12 protein-coding genes are annotated in these 15792 nt (G+C 70.1%); 7 read left to right on the top strand and 5 right to left on the bottom strand.

The window, feature by feature from the left end; genetic code table 11:
- Positions 1-88: 88 nt before the first annotated feature.
- Together ACTWQI_RS09895 and ACTWQI_RS09890 are read right to left on the bottom strand one after the other, a co-directional pair.
- Positions 89-1111, bottom strand: coding sequence for an ABC transporter ATP-binding protein (locus tag ACTWQI_RS09895; RefSeq protein WP_443269405.1), 1023 nt, complete (start codon positions 1109-1111; stop codon positions 89-91).
- A gap of 81 nt (positions 1112-1192) precedes the next feature.
- On the bottom strand, positions 1193-2458 hold the full coding sequence (locus ACTWQI_RS09890; protein ID WP_443269404.1) for an NYN domain-containing protein: 1266 nt from the start codon (positions 2456-2458) through the stop codon (positions 1193-1195).
- 263 nt (positions 2459-2721) lie between these two features.
- Between ACTWQI_RS09890 and ACTWQI_RS09885 the strand changes: the two genes are divergently transcribed.
- Entirely contained in the window at positions 2722-2892 is a 171-nt protein-coding gene (locus ACTWQI_RS09885; RefSeq protein WP_443269403.1) for a hypothetical protein, read from the top strand.
- An 85-nt stretch (positions 2893-2977) separates the two neighbouring features.
- Here the strand turns inward: ACTWQI_RS09885 and dnaE are convergent, their stop codons facing one another.
- Complete coding sequence (gene dnaE / locus ACTWQI_RS09880) at positions 2978-6520, bottom strand: DNA polymerase III subunit alpha (RefSeq protein WP_443269402.1); 3543 nt, start codon at positions 6518-6520, stop codon at positions 2978-2980.
- Between the two features lie 226 nt (positions 6521-6746).
- Here dnaE and ACTWQI_RS09875 point away from each other — a divergent pair, with 226 nt between their 5' ends.
- The 5 genes from ACTWQI_RS09875 to ACTWQI_RS09855 all read left to right on the top strand — a co-directional run bounded on the left by ACTWQI_RS09875 (position 6747) and on the right by ACTWQI_RS09855 (position 13145).
- Complete coding sequence (locus tag ACTWQI_RS09875; protein WP_443269401.1) at positions 6747-8099, top strand: DUF2252 domain-containing protein; 1353 nt, start codon at positions 6747-6749, stop codon at positions 8097-8099.
- 37 nt (positions 8100-8136) lie between these two features.
- Positions 8137-8820 (top strand): hypothetical protein, encoded by a 684-nt coding sequence (locus tag ACTWQI_RS09870; protein ID WP_443269631.1) that lies wholly within the window; start codon positions 8137-8139, stop codon positions 8818-8820.
- A gap of 64 nt (positions 8821-8884) precedes the next feature.
- Positions 8885-9733, top strand: coding sequence for a thioredoxin domain-containing protein (locus ACTWQI_RS09865; RefSeq protein ID WP_443269400.1), 849 nt, complete (start codon positions 8885-8887; stop codon positions 9731-9733).
- A gap of 75 nt (positions 9734-9808) precedes the next feature.
- The gene (locus ACTWQI_RS09860; protein WP_443269399.1) at positions 9809-11455 is read left to right on the top strand and encodes an alkaline phosphatase D family protein; all 1647 of its coding nucleotides are present in this window, start codon (positions 9809-9811) and stop codon (positions 11453-11455) included.
- Between the two features lie 97 nt (positions 11456-11552).
- Positions 11553-13145 (top strand): serine/threonine-protein kinase, encoded by a 1593-nt coding sequence (locus ACTWQI_RS09855; protein ID WP_443269398.1) that lies wholly within the window; start codon positions 11553-11555, stop codon positions 13143-13145.
- Between the two features lie 38 nt (positions 13146-13183).
- Here ACTWQI_RS09855 and ACTWQI_RS09850 read toward each other — a convergent pair whose 3' ends face one another.
- Positions 13184-13804 carry a dienelactone hydrolase family protein gene (locus tag ACTWQI_RS09850; protein ID WP_443269397.1) on the bottom strand — a complete coding sequence of 207 codons (621 nt, stop codon included), beginning with the start codon at positions 13802-13804 and terminating at the stop codon, positions 13184-13186.
- Positions 13805-13866: 62 nt separating this feature from the next.
- Between ACTWQI_RS09850 and ACTWQI_RS09845 the strand changes: the two genes are divergently transcribed.
- On the top strand, positions 13867-15033 hold the full coding sequence (locus ACTWQI_RS09845; protein WP_443269630.1) for a mechanosensitive ion channel family protein: 1167 nt from the start codon (positions 13867-13869) through the stop codon (positions 15031-15033).
- Here the strand turns inward: ACTWQI_RS09845 and ACTWQI_RS09840 are convergent.
- Positions 15005-15751 (bottom strand): SDR family NAD(P)-dependent oxidoreductase, encoded by a 747-nt coding sequence (locus ACTWQI_RS09840; RefSeq protein ID WP_443269396.1) that lies wholly within the window; start codon positions 15749-15751, stop codon positions 15005-15007. The genes ACTWQI_RS09845 and ACTWQI_RS09840 overlap by 29 nt on opposite strands.
- Between the last annotated feature and the right edge of the window lie 41 nt (positions 15752-15792).

Genomic DNA, 15792 nt, shown 5'->3' with positions numbered 1-15792 from the left:
GCTCCTGTCCGGGCGGTGTGCAGGGGTGTTCAGGCGGGATGAGGGGGGCAGGCTGCCCTTCCACGTACGTTCCATCGCCCTGGTACGTTCAGTCACCCTTCACCAAGCCTTCCATGCGGCCGCCGAGCGCGAGGTAGACATCTTCCAGGCTCGGGGTGGTGAGCGTGAAATCATCGAGCGCCGCGAAGGCGGACCCGCCGGTCACGGCGGCGACCGCGGCCCGGGCCTCGTCCGCGGCGAGCCGCAGCACCCAGCGGCGGCCGGACTCCCGAGCGGACGGGCGCAGGGCGGCGACCTCGGGCACCTCCAGCGGGGCGCGGTCGCGCCAGACGAGCTCCAGCCGGACCTCGCCGGCCACCAGGGCCTTCAGTCCGCTCGGGGTGTCGCAGGCGATGACCCGGCCGTGCTCCAGGACGGCGACCCGGTCGAGGACGGCCTCGGCCTCGATCACGTTGTGGGTGACGAGGAGGACGGTCGTGCCGCGCTCCGCCCGGCGGCGGTCGACCGCGGCCCAGACGGCACGGCGGGCGACCGGGTCCATGCCGGCCGTCGGCTCGTCGAGGACGAGCAGAGGACGGTCGCCGACCAGCGTCGCGGCGAAGCACGCGAGCCGCCGCTGGCCGCCGGAGAGCTTCTTCAGGGACCGCCCCGCGAGCTGTGCGAGCCCGAGCTCGCCGAGGACGGCATCGCGCTCGGCCCTGGCCGTAGCGGCGTCCAGGCCCCGCAGCCGCCCGGTGGTCTCCGCGGCGAGCGCCACGGTGAGTTCGTCGAGCGCCGTCGACTCCTGGCCGAGATAGGCCACCAGCCGTGCCGCCCGTTCCGGGTGCCGCACGAGGTCGTGGCCGAGCACCTCGACGGTGCCCGCATCGGGCCGCATGAGCCCGGTGAGCTGGCGGACGAGGGTCGACTTGCCTGCGCCGTTGGGGCCGAGCAGGCCGAAGATCTCACCGTGGCGGATGTCGAGACAGATGCCGTCGCTGGCCCGGACGGCGGGCGCAGCGGGCGTACGGCGGCGGGCGCGGGTCGCGGGATAGATCTTGACCAGGTCGCGCACCGCACACGCGACCGCGGCTTCGATGCCGTGTCCTGCCCGTGCTGTGCCCGTCCTCACGAGCAACGAGGGTACGCGTCCGCACCCGCGCCTCCGGCCTCGGGGCCGTTTCGTCCGTGTTCCGAACTCTTGCCCGTCCCGTCAGTCGCCCGCGGTGGGGAGGCCGCCCACGACCGTACGGGCTTCGACCTCGCGCCAGAATCCGGCGCGGATCGCGTACCGGTCGTGCTCGTCGATCTGGTCGTCCTTGTGCGCCAGCAGCCCGAAGCGGGCCGCATAGCGCAGCAACTCCCCGTCGATGCGGTGCGGGATCCGGGGGTACTGCGCCGACAGCTGCTCGAGGTGGGATGTGGAGGAGAGACGCTCGGTCCAGCGGCGGGCGAAGACCTGGCCCACCTCGTAGGGGTCCCCGCTCACCGCCGTGATGTCCTCCTCGCGGTCCGCCCAGCGCTGCTCGGCGCTGGTGAGCAGGGCGAGGGTAGGCAGGCTCGCGGTCTCCGGGGGCTCCACCGCGCCGCGCTCCACCCAGCCCTTGTCGGAGGACCAGCGGAGCGTGGCAGAGGTCGCCGGCTGCCCGCTCGGGGTCTGCGCCGGGTGGGCACCCGGGCCGCCGTGGACGCGGCCGAGGTCGGCGAGGTCTTTGGGGGTCGGCACCCCCTTCGCACCGGTGCCCTCGGGCGTGGCGGTCCCGGTTCCGGGCGCCATGGGGGTCTGGGGGGCGGCGGAGCCGTTGGGGGACGGTGCGCCCGTGGTGGCGCTCCGGCCGCCGTCGGCGGTGGCCGTCTCGGGCAGCGGGGCCGCGAGAATGGCCGCGATCTCCGGTCTCGGGGCAGGCGGCGGGGCGCAGGCGCCGACGAGGTCCTTGGCCCGTACGGCGCGGGTGATCCAGCTGCGGTCCAGCACCCGTCGCTCGTCGGCTTCGGCGACCAGATCCTCGGACTGGTTGTAGTCGCCGTCGGCGGCCTGGACGGCCCACAGGTGGACGGCCACACCGTGCTCCTTCGCGTCCATCAGCCCAGGCAGCAGATCGCCGTCACCGGTGACCAGGACGATGTCGGAACAGGCGCGGTTGCGGGCCAGTTCGGTGAGTTCGGCATGCATCGCCGCGTCCACGCCCTTCTGCGCCCAGCGCCCGTCGCTGCGGGTCAGCGCGCCCAGCCGGACGGTCACGCGGGGCATGACCCGCAGCCGCCGGTGTTCCGGCTGCGGTACCCGGTCGGGTGCGCCGTCGAACCAGTAGATGCGCAGCAGGGGCTGTTCGGTGTCGGCCTCGGCACGTTCCCGCAGGCCGTGGATGAGTGCCGCGTGATCGACGGTGATGCAGGACCTGGCGGGTTCTCCGGCGAGCAGGCTGGCCGCGGCGCCCAGCAGGTAGCCGGCGTCCACCAGGACGACGCAGCGGTCCACGTTGCACCTCTTTCCGTCGTCCCCCGGAACGGCTCTTGCATCGGCTTCCTTCGAGTCTGCCCGACCGTACGAGGGTTATCAGTCGGAACTCGATCTTCGGCGTGGCGTTTGCGGCTCTGACGCCCTCATACCCGTTCTCACTCAGGGTAATTGCCCGACATGCGGAGAGTGTCCGGTCGTGCGAGCGTGGTCTCTCACAGCACGGTGTCCGGTCGGGCAGGGCAGCACCGGGTTCCGGACACCTCATAGGAGGCACGACGATCATGGCCAAGAACAAGAACCGGGATCGCAGTCAGCGGAAGGCCCGCAACGCGGCCGAGCGCGGCCGGCCGGCCCAGAGCTCGCCGTCCGAGGAGCGGAGCCAGCAGCCGTCGCCGTCACCCGTAGCCGAGCCGGGATCGCGCAGCAAGCGCATGAACTTCGGTCACAACTGACCGCCACCACTGGGCAGAAGGGGCGCACACCGGGGATTCCCCGGGGTGTGCCCCTCTTGTACGAATCGGCTGGTACGGAGCAGCGTCAGCCGGCCAGACAGGACGGCCCCAGCAGGACCTTGAGATCGCCGAAGAGCGCCGGGTCGGCGGTGACCCGGTGCCGGTCGAGCCGCAGTACGGTCGTCTTGCGTGCCCCCTGGAGCTTGATCCGCACCTCGGTGGTGCCCTTGTGGTGGGTGAGCACCTCACCCAGCTTCTCCACCAGCGGCGGAGTGACCTTCACCGTCGGAATCGTGATCGTCACGGGTGCGGTGGCGGATGCCTCCGACAGGTCGGGGACCATCAGCTCCATCGCGACGAGCCGAGGCACGTCCTCGCGCTTGTCGAGCCGGCCCTTGACGAAGACGACCGTGTCCTCGACGAGTTGGGTGGACACCAGCTGGTAGGTGGCGGGGAAGAACATGCAGTCGATGGAGCCCGCCAGGTCCTCGACGGTGGCGATGGCCCAGGCGTTGCCCTGTTTGGTCATCTTCCGCTGCAGTCCCGAGATGATGCCGCCGATGGTGACGATCGCCCCGTCGGCGTGCTCGCCGCCGGTCAGCTGGGAGATCGCCGCATCGGCCTTGTCATTGAGGACATGCTCGATCCCGAACAGCGGGTGGTCGGAGACGTAGAGGCCGAGCATCTCCCGCTCCTGCGCGAGCAGATAGGCCTTGTCCCACTCGATGTCGGAGATCTCCACATCGAGCCCGAAGCCGGGGGTGTCGTCACCCGAGTCCTCGCCCATGCCGCCGAAGAGGTCGAACTGCCCCTCGGCCTCTTTGCGCTTGACCTGGACCACGTTGTCGATCATCGGCTCGTAGTGCGCCATGAGCCCCTTGCGGGTGTGGCCCATCTCATCGAACGCGCCCGCTTTGATGAGCGATTCGACGGTCCGCTTGTTGCAGACGACCGCCTCGACCTTGTCGAGGAAGTCGGGGAAGGAGGTGTACTTGCCCTTCGACTTGCGACTCCGGATGATCGAGTCCACCACGTTCTGACCCACGTTCCGGACCGCGGTGAGGCCGAAGAGGATCACATCGTCGCCCTGGGCGGTGAAGTTGGCCTCGGACTCGTTGACGTTCGGCGTCAGCACCCTGATGCCCATGCGGCGGCACTCGTTGAGGTAGATCGCCGACTTGTCCTTGTCGTCCCGCACCGAGGTGAGCAGCGCGGACATGTACTCGGCGGGGTAGTTGGCCTTGAGGTAGGCGGTCCAGTAAGTGACCAGACCGTACGCGGAGGAGTGCGCCTTGTTGAAGGCGTAGCCGGCGAACGGGACCAGCACGTCCCACACCGCCTGGATCGCCGCGTCGGAGAAGCCCTTGTCGCGGGCGCCCTTCTGGAAGTTCACGAACTCCGCGTCGAGGACTTCCTTCTTCTTCTTGCCCATCGCGCGGCGCAGCAGGTCTGCCTGCCCCAGTGAGTAGCCCGCGAGCACCTGAGCGGCCTTCTGCACCTGCTCCTGGTACACGATCAGGCCATGGGTGATGTCGAGGACCTCCTTCAAAGGCTCCTCGAGCTCCGGGTGGATCGGGGTGATCTCCTGTTGCCCGTTCTTCCGCAGCGCGTAGTTGATGTGCGAGTTCATGCCCATCGGGCCCGGCCGGTAGAGGGCCGAGACCGCGGAGATGTCCTCGAAGTTGTCCGGCTTCATCATGCGCAGCAGCGAGCGCATGGGGCCGCCGTCGAACTGGAAGACGCCCAGGGTGTCACCGCGGCACAGCAGTTCGTAGGTCTTGGGGTCGTCCAGCGGAAGGTCGAGCAGCTTCAGGTCGACGCCCTTGTTGGCCTTCACCATCTTGACGGCGTCGTCCATGATCGTGAGATTGCGCAGGCCCAGGAAGTCCATCTTGAGCAGGCCGAGCGACTCACAGGTGGGGTAGTCCCACTGCGTGATGGTGACGCCGTCGGTGTGCCTGACCCAGACCGGGATGTGGTCGGTCAGCGTCTCGCTGGACATGATCACGCCTGCGGCGTGCACGCCCATCTGCCGGACCAGGCCCTCGACGCCCCGCGCGGTGTCGATGACCTTCTTCACGTCCGGCTCGTTCTCGTACATCCCCCGGACCTCGCCCGCCTCGCTGTAGCGCGGGTGGGAGGAGTCGGTGATACCGGAGAGCGGGATGCCCTTGCCGAGGACGTCGGCGGGCATGGCCTTGGTGATCCGGTCGCCCATCGCGTACGGGTAGCCCAGCACGCGCGCGGAGTCCTTGATCGCGTTCTTGGCCTTGATGGTGCCGTAGGTGCCGATCATGCAGACCTTGTCGGCCCCGTATTTCTCGGTCACATACCTGATCACCTCGGCGCGCCTGCGCTCGTCGAAGTCGATGTCGACATCGGGCATGGAGACGCGCTCGGGATTGAGGAACCGCTCGAAGATCAGACCGTGCTCGATCGGGTCGAGGTCGGTGATGCCCATGGCGTACGAGACGATCGAGCCCGCCGCGGAGCCTCGGCCCGGGCCGACCGCGATGCCGTTGTTCTTCGCCCACATGATGAAGTCGGCGACGACCAGGAAGTACCCCGGGAACCCCATCTGGATGATGATGTCCATCTCGTACTCGGCCTGCCGCTGCCGGTCCTCGGGCACTCCGCCCGGGTAGCGGCGGGCCATGCCGCGCCGGACCTCTTCCTGGAACCAGGTGACTTCGGTGTAGCCCTCGGGCACGTCGAAGCGGGGCATCAGATCGCGCTTGTCGAACCAGCCGGTGGTGTCGACCAGCTCGGCGACCTTGAGGGTGTTGGCGCACCCCTGCTGCCAGGCGTCGGAGGAGTCGATGGCGTACATCTCCTCCGTGGACTTCAGGTAGTAGCCGGTGCCGTCGAACTTGAAGCGGTCCGGGTCGGAGAGGTTCTTGCCGGTCTGGATGCACAGCAGCGCGTCGTGGGCGCTCGCCTCGTGGGCGTAGGTGTAGTGCGAGTCGTTGGTGACCAGCGGCGGGATGCCGAGCTTCCGGCCAACCTCCAGCAGGCCGTCGCGGACCCGGCGCTCGATCTCGATGCCGTGGTCCATCAGCTCCAGGAAGTACCGCTCCTTGCCGAAGATCTCCTGATATTCGGCCGCGGCCTTCAGCGCCTCGTCGAACTGGCCGAGCCTCAGCCGGGTCTGCACCTCGCCGGAGGGGCAGCCGGTGGACGCGATCAGGCCCTCCGCGTGCTCGGCGATGACCTCCTTGTCCATCCGGGGCCACTTGGTCAGCCAGCCCTCCTTGTAGGCGTCCGAGGACAGCCGGAAGAGGTTGTGCAGCCCCGTCTTGTTGCCCGCCCAGATCGTCTTGTGGGTGTAACCGCCCGAACCCGAGACGTCGTCGCGCTTCTGGTGCGGCTGGCCCCACTGGATGCGCCGCTTGTTCCGGCGCGACTCGGGCGCGACGTACGCCTCGATCCCGATGATCGGCGTGATGCCGGCGCCCGTCGCCTGCTGGAAGAAGTCGTACGCGCCGTGCAGGTTGCCGTGGTCCGTCATCGCGATGTGCGTCATGCCCATCTCCTGACAGGCGTTGAACATGTCCTTCAGCCGCGCCGCACCGTCCAGCAGTGAGTACTGGGTGTGCACGTGCAGGTGCGTGAAGGGCGGCTTGGTCACGGCGGAAGACCTCCAGCAAACGGTGGATGTCGGGTCGGGGCGTCGAGGTCGAAGTCTATGCCTCGGGACTGACAGCGACCGGGCACTCGCCGGTAGCCTCGCGCGTTGGTAGACCCGGACCACCGGTCCACTCTGCAGCCACCCGCCCCCTGGGGGTACCTCCCGGGCCGCTAGGCCCAGGGGGACTACCGCTGGGGGTGCCCCCGACACCAGGAGGCGCTCCGCGATGTCGTCCCAGCAGGTCCTGTCCCCCCAGGCCGAGCAGCGCGGCGAGCAGATTCTCGCCGTCTTCGACACCGCCTTCGGCCAGCTGCTGGCCGCCGATCCGGCCGCTTTCCGGGTCAAGTTCCGGAAGATGGCCGCCTCGGCGTTCGCCTTCTACCGGGGCACGGCGTGCCTGTTCTATGGCGACCTGGAGGAGCGGGACAGCGGGCCGTATCTGGACGACCGTACGTCCCGGGTGTGGATCCACGGCGACCTGCACGCCGAGAACTTCGGCACGTACATGGACTCCAACGGCCGGCTGATCTTCAACGTCAACGATTTCGACGAGGCGTACGTGGGCCCGTTCACCTGGGACCTGAAGCGCTTCGCCGCCTCCGTCGCCCTGATCGGCTACACCAAGGCGCTCAGCGACGAGAAGATAACCGAGCTGGTCCGCACCTACGCCGCCGCCTACCGCGAGCGCATCCACGCGCTGGCCGCGGGCGCCAAGGACGACGAGGTGCCTCCCTTCACGCTCGACACCGCCGAGGGGCCGCTGCTGGAGGCGCTGCGCGACGCCCGCTCCCTCACCCGCTTCGGGCTGCTCGACTCGATGACCGAGATCCGCGACTTCGAGCGCCGCTTCGCGCCCGGCGGCGGGGCGATCGAGCTGGACGCCGCGACCCGCTACAAGGTCCTCGCGGCCTTCGACGGCTATCTGGAGACGCTGCCCGAGGCGAGCCTCGCCCGCCCCGACTCCTACCGCGTCAAGGACGTGGTCGGCCGGCGCGGCATCGGGATCGGCAGCGCAGGCCTGCCCTCGTACAACATCCTGCTCGAGGGCAACAGCGATGCCCTGGAGAACGACGTCGTGATCTACATGAAGCAGGCGCAGACCCCGGCCGTCTCCCGGCACATCACCGACGAACAGGTCCGCTCCTACTTCCAGCACGAGGGGCACCGCACGGTCATCTCGCAGCGGGCGCTCCAGGACCATGCCGACCCGTGGCTGGGCTGGACCGAGCTGGACGGCTCCGGCCAGCTGGTCGCGGAGGTGTCGCCGTACGCCGTGGACCTCGACTGGTTGGACCTCGACGACCCGGCCGAGATCGCGGCCGTCGTCGCCGACCTGGGGCGAGCCACGGCGACCATGCACGCTGCGGCCGACGACGAGAGCGGTCACTCGCTCGTCCCCTACTCCACCGAGCGGGCCATCGACGCGGCCATCGCAGCCGACGAGGGCGGCTTCGCGGACCTCCTGGTGGACTTCGCGCACTCCTATGGGGCCCGGGCGAGGGCCGACCACCAGATATTCGTCGATCTCTTCCGCAACGGGCGGATCCCCGGGCTTCAGGGACCGGATGTGACCTTTTAGGCGCCTCTTACCTGCGGTCATGGCACACTTTCCGGCGATGGACATATCCGGGGCACCTCTGCGGACGCTGCGCGCGGCGCTGTTCACGGCGCTGTGCGTGACGCTGTCCGCTGCCGCGCATGTCCTGCTGTCGGGCGCCCCGTTGCCGGCCACCACCGTCGCAGGCCTGACCGCCGGCGTCTTTGTGATCGCCTACACCCTCGCGGGCCGGGAGCGCGGATACGGGGCCATCGCGGCTCTCCTCGTACCGCTGGAGCTGGCCGCGGACACGGTCTTCACCACCGGCCAGCACGCCTGCTACGGCCAGGCGGGCGGCCCGGTGACAGGTCCCCTCCGCTCGGTCGGCGTGGACCTGCTCTGCCGCGGCGGCGATCTCGGCACCCCGCTCGCCCGTATGGCGAGCCGGGACACCGTCGCGCCCCTCCCGGAGGTCGCGTCCGACCCGGCCACCCCGTGGCTGCTGCTGGCCGCCCATGTGGCGGTCGGCCTCGCCGCCGCAGTCTGGCTCCGGCGCGGCGAGGCGGCGCTCGCCCGGCTACTGCGCTCGGTCGCCGGCTTCGCCTTCCGGCCCCTGCTGATCGCAGTGGCCGCGGTCACGGCGGCGGCGCGCCCGCCGCACCGTGCACCCCGCCCGGCCGGCCGGCCCCGCGCGGACCGCCCCTGCCCGAAGCTCGCTCACTCCGTCGGTCGGCGTGGACCGCCGTGCCCGGTGGCTCTCTGAAGCCCTCCCGGCACAGCAGTCCCCCTTTCATCGACCTCAACGACTTACGGAGCAGGAACACACCATGAGCAAGCGCAACAGCCAGGCCAACAAGGCAGCCGCCCGGGAGCGCCTCCGTGCGGAGCGGGAGCGCCAGGCCAAGCGGGACAAGATCCGCCGCCAACTGCTCGTCGGCGGCTCGATCGTCGCCGTTCTGGCGATAGCCGGAGGCATCGGCGTGGCCATCGCCAACATGGGCGGCAACGCCAGCGACGACTGGAAGGAAGCCGCCAAGGAGAAGAAGTACGCGGCTCCCGCGAACACCACCGGTCCCAAGGGGACCACGGTCGTCATCGGCGACCAGAAGTCCAAGAACACCCTCGAGATCTTCGAGGACATGCGCTGCCCGGTCTGCGCCATGTTCGAGCAGGCCACCGGCGAGATCGTCCTCAAGGACATGAGAGACGCCAAGTACAAGCTGAAGTTCACCATGGGTGCCTTCCTGGACGACTCCCTGCAGGAGAAGGGCGCCGGTTCCAAGAACGCGCTGAGCGCGCTGGGCGCGGCCCTGAACGTCAGCCCCGAGGCGTTCCTCGAGTACAAGAAGACCCTCTACTCCAAGAAGAACCACCCGGAAGAGACCACGGATGGCTTCGCCGACGACGCGAAGCTCATCGAGATCGCCCAGCAGGTCAAGGACCTCAAGGGCAACAAGTCCTTCGAGGAGGCCGTGAAGAGCGGCACGTACGACCGATGGGCGCTCCAGATGGCGGCCGCCTTCCAGAAGGTCAAGGACGTCTCCGGGACCCCCACGCTCAAGCTGAACGGCGTGAAGCTGGAGGTCGACAGCCCGCAGGGGGGCAAGGTGGCCGCGATGCTTCCCGACCAGTTCCAGCCCGCGGTGGAGCAGGTGCTCTCCCAGCAGAAGCAGTAACCGCTACCCAACGGGCGGGCGAACATTACGGGTTCGCCCGCCCGTTGCCCTTACCTGACAGTAATCTGATCGGCCGTGACCGATCTCCTGCCGAACAACCCAACACGCCGCAAGGTCGTCAAGGCCGCAGCCGCCTCCGCAGCCCTCCTCCCGATCGCCGCCGCGCCCAGCATCGTGGCGGCTGCCGAGTCGGAGCAGCCCGCGTTCCTGCACGGTGTCGCCTCCGGCGATCCGCTGCCCGACGGCGTGCTCCTGTGGACCCGGGTGACGCCCACCCCGGATGCGGTACCCGGCTCGGGCAAGGGCCCCGATGTCACCGTCGGTTGGCAGATGTCCGAGGACAAGTCCTTCGGGACGGTCGTCGCGCGCGGCACCACCACCGCCCGCGCCTCCTCCGACCACACCGTGAAGGTCGATGTCCGCGGCCTGCGCCCGGCGACCGACTACTTCTTCCGCTTCACCGTCGACGGCGTGACATCGGCCGTGGGGCATACCCGCACCACCCGGGCGCACGACGCCACCGGGCACGCCGTGCGATTCGGTGTGGTGTCCTGCGCCAACTGGGAGTCCGGCTGGTTCTCCGCGTACCGCCACCTCGCCGCGCGCACCGACCTCGACGCGGTGCTCCACCTCGGCGACTACATCTACGAGTACGCCTCCGGCGACTTCCCGGAGCCGAAGTACGTCGTGCGCCCGCACACGCCGAAGCACGAGATCACCACACTGGCCGACTACCGGGCCCGGCACGGCAACTACAAGACCGACGCCGACCTCCAGGCGCTGCACGCCGCGCACCCGGTCGTCGCGATCTGGGACGACCACGAGTTCGCCAATGACGCCTGGTCGGGCGGAGCGGAGAACCACACCCCAGGTGCCGAGGGTGCGTGGGCCGAGCGCGTGGCGGCGGCCAAGCAGGCGTACTTCGAGTGGATGCCGGTCCGCACCTCGACCGCCGGCACCACGTACCGCCGGCTGCGCTTCGGCAAGCTCGCCGATCTGCACCTGCTCGATCTGCGCTCCTTCCGCTCACAGCAGTCGACCGTCGGCAACGGTGACGTCGACGACCCTGACCGTACGGTCGCCGGGCGCGCCCAACTGGACTGGCTGAAGGCCGGGCTGGCCTCCTCCGACGCGTCCTGGAAGCTGGTCGGGACCTCGGTGATGATCTCGCCCGTGGCCTTCGGCTCCCTGCCGGCGCATCTGCTGGCCCCGCTGGCGGAGTTGCTCGGACTGCCCAAGGAAGGGCTGGCCATCAACGTCGACCAGTGGGACGGCTACACCGACGACCGGCGTGAACTCCTCGCTCATCTCAAGGACCAGGGGATCTCGAACACGGTCTTCCTCACCGGCGACATCCATATGGCGTGGGCCAACGACGTGCCAGTGAAGGCCGCCACGTACCCGTTCTCGGGCTCCGCGGCGACCGAGTTCGTGGTGACGTCGGTGACGTCCGACAACGTCGACGACTTCCTCCACGTGGCGCCGCAGACGGTCTCGCTGGTCGGGGTAGGCGCCATCAAGGCGGCCAACCGCCATGTGAAGTGGCTGGACATGGACTCCCACGGCTACGGAGTCCTGGACGTCACGGCCGAGCGCACGCAGATGGACTACTACGTGATCTCCGACAAGACGGACCGGAACGCCTCCACGCAGTGGACGCGCTCGTACCGGACCCGGTCCGGCAGCCAGAAGATCGAGCGGGCGGACGCGCCCGTCCGCTAGCGGACAGTCGCGCGATTCGAATGCCCCCTCCCCCTCTGGATACCCTGCTGCGCGCAGCGTGTACGGCAGGCGTCATCAGCCAGAGGGGGACCGGGCGTTGAGCGGGACTGCGGGCGAAATCATTGACGGCCGCTTCGAGTTACTGGAGCGGCTCGGCAGCGGCGGCATGGGCACGGTGTGGCGGGCCCGTGACCTCGCCCTGCAACGGGAGGTCGCGCTCAAGGAGGTCCGCCCCCTCGACCCGGCCATGGCCGCCGCCGACCCCGAAGCCGCGCGCGTGCTCCACGAACGCGTCCTGCGCGAGGCCCGGGCGCTGGCCCGCCTCAGCCACCCCAACGTGGTGACGGTCCATCACATCGTCGACGAAGACCCGCTCCCCTGGATCGTGATGGAGCTGCTGCCCGGCCCCTCCCTCGACGAGCGGCTGGAGAGCGGCCCGCTGCCGCCCGCCGAGGCGGCCCGGATCGGCCGTGGCATCCTCGCCGCGCTGCGCGCCGCGCACGCCGTCGGCATCCACCACCGCGACGTCAAGCCCGCCAACGTCTTGCTGCGCGCCGACGGTACGGCCGTCCTCACCGACTTCGGGATCGCCGCCCTGCACGGCTCGACCACCCTCACCCAGACCGGCAACCTCCTCGGCTCGCCCGAGTACATGGCCCCCGAGCGTATCCGCGGCACCGATGACGACCCGGCCTCCGACCTCTGGTCGCTGGGCATGCTGCTGTACGTGTCCGTGGAGGGCGTGAGCCCGCTGCGGCGCGCGAGCACCCTCGCGACGCTCGCCGCCGTCCTCGACGACCCCGTGCCTCCGCCGTTGAAGTCAGGACTCCTCACGCCCGTTCTCACCACTCTCCTGGTCAGGGATCCGGCCGCCCGCCCCACGGCGGAGCGGCTCGACGCGATGCTCGCGGACGCGGCAGCGGGCCGCATTCCCGCTCCGCTGATCCCGCCGCCGCCCCCGATACCGACCCAACTGGACGCCGGTCAGCCGGCTGCCCCTGCGCAGCCCCACACCCTGCCGACCCAGGCCACCACGGTCCCTTCCTCGGCTCGTACGGGCAGCCGCGCAGCCCTGATCGCCGCGGTCGCAGTGCTGGCCACCGCCCTGGTCGCCCTCGGCGTGTACGCCGCCGGGAAGCCGTCCGACGGGAACCTGGAGGCCCGCGGCCCCAAGAGCCCGGTGCCGAGCCGGACCACGAGCCCTGCCACCAGCCCCACCGCAAGCCCGAGTACGGTCGCCACACGCTCGACGAAGAGCCCGAAGCCGACGGAGAGGCCGTCCCCGCCCCCTACGACGCCCCAGGCGCCCACGCCTACGCCCTCCGCGCCCGCGCCCCCGCCCGTGCCCCCCGCGGGCACCTGGATGGCACAGCTCTACTCCGTCCCCGTGTCGGGGACGGACCAGGCGGAGCGGAACAAGCTGCTCGCGAATGTGCGCCGCCAGGTGCCGAAGGCCCAGATCATGCGCAGCGACCGCTTCGCATCGCTGAAGCCCGGCTACTGGGTCATCTACGCCACCGGCCCGTTCGCCAACGGCCACGAGGCCCTCGACTTCTGCGCCAAGCGCGGCCGGGACACCGCCAACCAGTGCGTGGGCCGCTATCTGAGCCACTCCGTCGACGACCGGTACTACATCTGCCGCCCGGCCGAGGACGGCAAGGCCAGGACGGGCAACTGCTACCACTCCTAGGTGGGCCCTGCAGCCGGTCCCATGGTGGCCGCGGCAGCTCACAGGCTCTTCAGGAATTCCAGCGCCACCAACCAGGTGTCCTCGGCGGCTTCCGCGTCGTAGTCCGGCAGCTCCGGGTCGGTGTAGAGATGCCCGGCGCCCGGGTAGCGGTAGACCTCCACGTCCGCCCCCGCTCGCCGCATCTGCAGGTACCAGGCGTTCAGCCAGTCGTGCGGCTCGAACGGATCCGGGTCGGCGACGTGCAACTGCACCGGCAGCTCGTCGGTCGTCGCGCCCTCCGCGACATCCGACGTGCCGTGCAGGAGCAGCAGCCCGCGCGCCCTCTCGTCCGCGAGCGCGAGGTTCTGCGCGATCGAGCCACCGAGGGAGAAGCCCGCATACACGACCCCCCGGTCCGAGAGCGGCGCGACCGCGGCCACGGCCCGGCGCAGCAACTCGTCCTTGCCGATCTCGTCCTTGATCGCCATGCCGGCTTCGACGGTCTGTGCCGTCCGCCCGTCGTAGAGGTCCGGGACATGGACCTCGTGACCGGCCGCCCGCAGCCGGCTCGCAGCGGCCCGCACCGCCGGACGCAGCCCGTAGGCGGAGTGGAACAGGACAATCGTGCTGGTCGGGGCCACGGTGTCACATTTCTCTCGGTGTTTCGCTCTCCTCCACATCGTGCCAGCTACGGTCGTGGGTACGCGCACATCCACCGGCACAGAGAGGAGCTGAGGTGTCCATGGAGGACGTACTGCGCCCGCTGATCGTGATCGGCGGCTCGGTCGTGGTGACCCTCGTCGCCGGCTGGGCCGCCGACCGGGCGCTGCGCCGGGCCGACGCCCGGCACCCCGAGACGCCGCTGTGGGGCCTGCTCCGCCGCTGCCGCCTCCCCTTCCAGCTCGTGCTGTGCGCGGCGCTGCTGCGCGGCAGTTACGACCAGGCACACCTGGCCCGTGATCACACCAAGGCGATCGGGCAGGTGCTGACCCTGGTGCTGATCGGGACGACGGCGTGGCTGGTCGTACGGATCGCGGCGGTGGTCGTGGAGTCCTCGTACTCCCGCTACGCGACGGCGACGCGCGATCCCGCTCGGGTGCGCCGGGTGCGGACCCAAGTGACCCTGATCCAGCGGGTGGTGACCACGATCGTGGGCGTCGTGGCGGCTGCTGCGATGCTGCTGACCTTCCCGGCGATGCGCACGGTCGGCACCTCGGTGCTCGCCTCCGCAGGACTTCTCGGCATCGTCGCCGGTATCGCCGCGCAATCCACCCTGGGCAATCTCTTCGCCGGACTGCAGATCGCCTTCGGCGACATGGTCCGGATCGGCGACACGGTCGTGGTGGACGGCGAGTGGGGCACCGTCGACGAGATCACGCTCACCTATCTGACCGTACGGACCTGGGACGAGCGCCGGATCACCATGCCGGTGTCGTACTTCACCAGCAAGCCCTTCGAGAACTGGTCACGCGGTGGTCCGCAGATGACCGGCACGGTCTTCTTCCAGCTCGATCACGCGGCGCCGGTGGCGGTGATGCGCGAGAAGCTGCGGGAGATCGTCGGGGAGTGCGAGGCGTGGGACGGCCGGGACTGGGGGCTCGCGGTCACCGACACGACGCCGACCACGATCGAAGTCCGGGCGCTGGTCACGGCGCGGGACGCAGACGCGGTGTGGACGGTGCGGTGCGAGGTACGGGAGCGGATGATCGCCTGGCTGCGCGACGAGCACCCGTACGCCCTGCCGCGCATCGCCACGGCATATGCGCCCGTACCGGCGTCGCCACAGGACCAGGGACAGGACCAAGGCCAGGACGAGGGCCAGGACCAGGACCAGGCGGCGGCCGGAGCGGCCGCGGACGGGCAGGCCGACGCAGGATCCGCTAACGGCCGCGTTCCGCCCCGCCGTTGACCTGAATCACCTGCGCGGTGATGTGGTCGGCAGCCGGCGAGGAGAGCCAGTGCACGGTCTCGGCGACATCGCCGGGGTGGCCGGGCCTGCCGTTCAGGGTCTCCGCGACCAGCGCCTCCCGCCGCTCGTCGGGCAGGGCGCCGCCGAAGATCTCGGTTTCCTCGGTGTAGCCCGGCGCGACGACGTTCACCGTGACACCACGGTGCCCCAGGTCCCGCGCGAGGGCGAAGGCGTACGGGTGCAAGGCCGCCTTGGCCGAGGCGTACGCGTGGGGCCCCGAGCCCCGGAGGGCGGCGATGGAGCTGAGGAAGAGCACCCGGCCCCCGGGCGAGGCCAGATGGTCGCGCAGCGCCTCGGTGAGCAGCACCGCGGTGAGCACATTGAGCCGGAAGTTGAGCGTCCAGTCGTGGGCCACGGAGGCCAGCGGGAATTCGGCCGCCACCGGGGGCTCCAAGCGGCCGTTGCCACCCGCGTTGTTGACCAGCACATCGACCGCGCCGAACTCCTCGCACACGAAGTGCGCGGCACGGCGCACCTGCTGCGGGTCGGTCAGATCGGCGGGGCAGGCGACCGCGCCCGCCATCTCGGCGACCGCCTTGTCGAGAACGTCGGCGCGCCGCCCGATCAACACCACCTGGTCGCCGTCGCGCACGAACCTCCGCGCCGTGGCGAGCCCGATCCCCGTACCGCCACCGCTGACGACGACTGTGCGTGACATGCGCGATCTCCTCGCTCGGGTTGCCCGGCAGCGATCGTACG

The sequence above is a fragment of the Streptomyces sp. KR80 genome (assembly GCF_052245555.1).
In the GTDB taxonomy this organism is placed as follows: domain Bacteria; phylum Actinomycetota; class Actinomycetes; order Streptomycetales; family Streptomycetaceae; genus Streptomyces.
The sequence above is the reverse complement of the archived record's forward strand: the minus strand, read 5'-3'. Positions and strand labels throughout refer to the sequence as shown.

Coding starts and splice junctions, on each gene's coding strand:
- ACTWQI_RS09885 (WP_443269403.1), top strand. CDS start 2,722: ATGGCCAAGAACAAGAACCGGGATCGCAGTCAGCGGAAGGCCCGCAAC.
- ACTWQI_RS09875 (WP_443269401.1), top strand. CDS start 6,747: ATGTCGTCCCAGCAGGTCCTGTCCCCCCAGGCCGAGCAGCGCGGCGAG.
- ACTWQI_RS09870 (WP_443269631.1), top strand. CDS start 8,137: ATGGACATATCCGGGGCACCTCTGCGGACGCTGCGCGCGGCGCTGTTC.
- ACTWQI_RS09865 (WP_443269400.1), top strand. CDS start 8,885: ATGAGCAAGCGCAACAGCCAGGCCAACAAGGCAGCCGCCCGGGAGCGC.
- ACTWQI_RS09850 (WP_443269397.1), bottom strand. CDS start 13,804: ATGTGGAGGAGAGCGAAACACCGAGAGAAATGTGACACCGTGGCCCCG.
- ACTWQI_RS09845 (WP_443269630.1), top strand. CDS start 13,867: ATGGAGGACGTACTGCGCCCGCTGATCGTGATCGGCGGCTCGGTCGTG.
- ACTWQI_RS09840 (WP_443269396.1), bottom strand. CDS start 15,751: ATGTCACGCACAGTCGTCGTCAGCGGTGGCGGTACGGGGATCGGGCTC.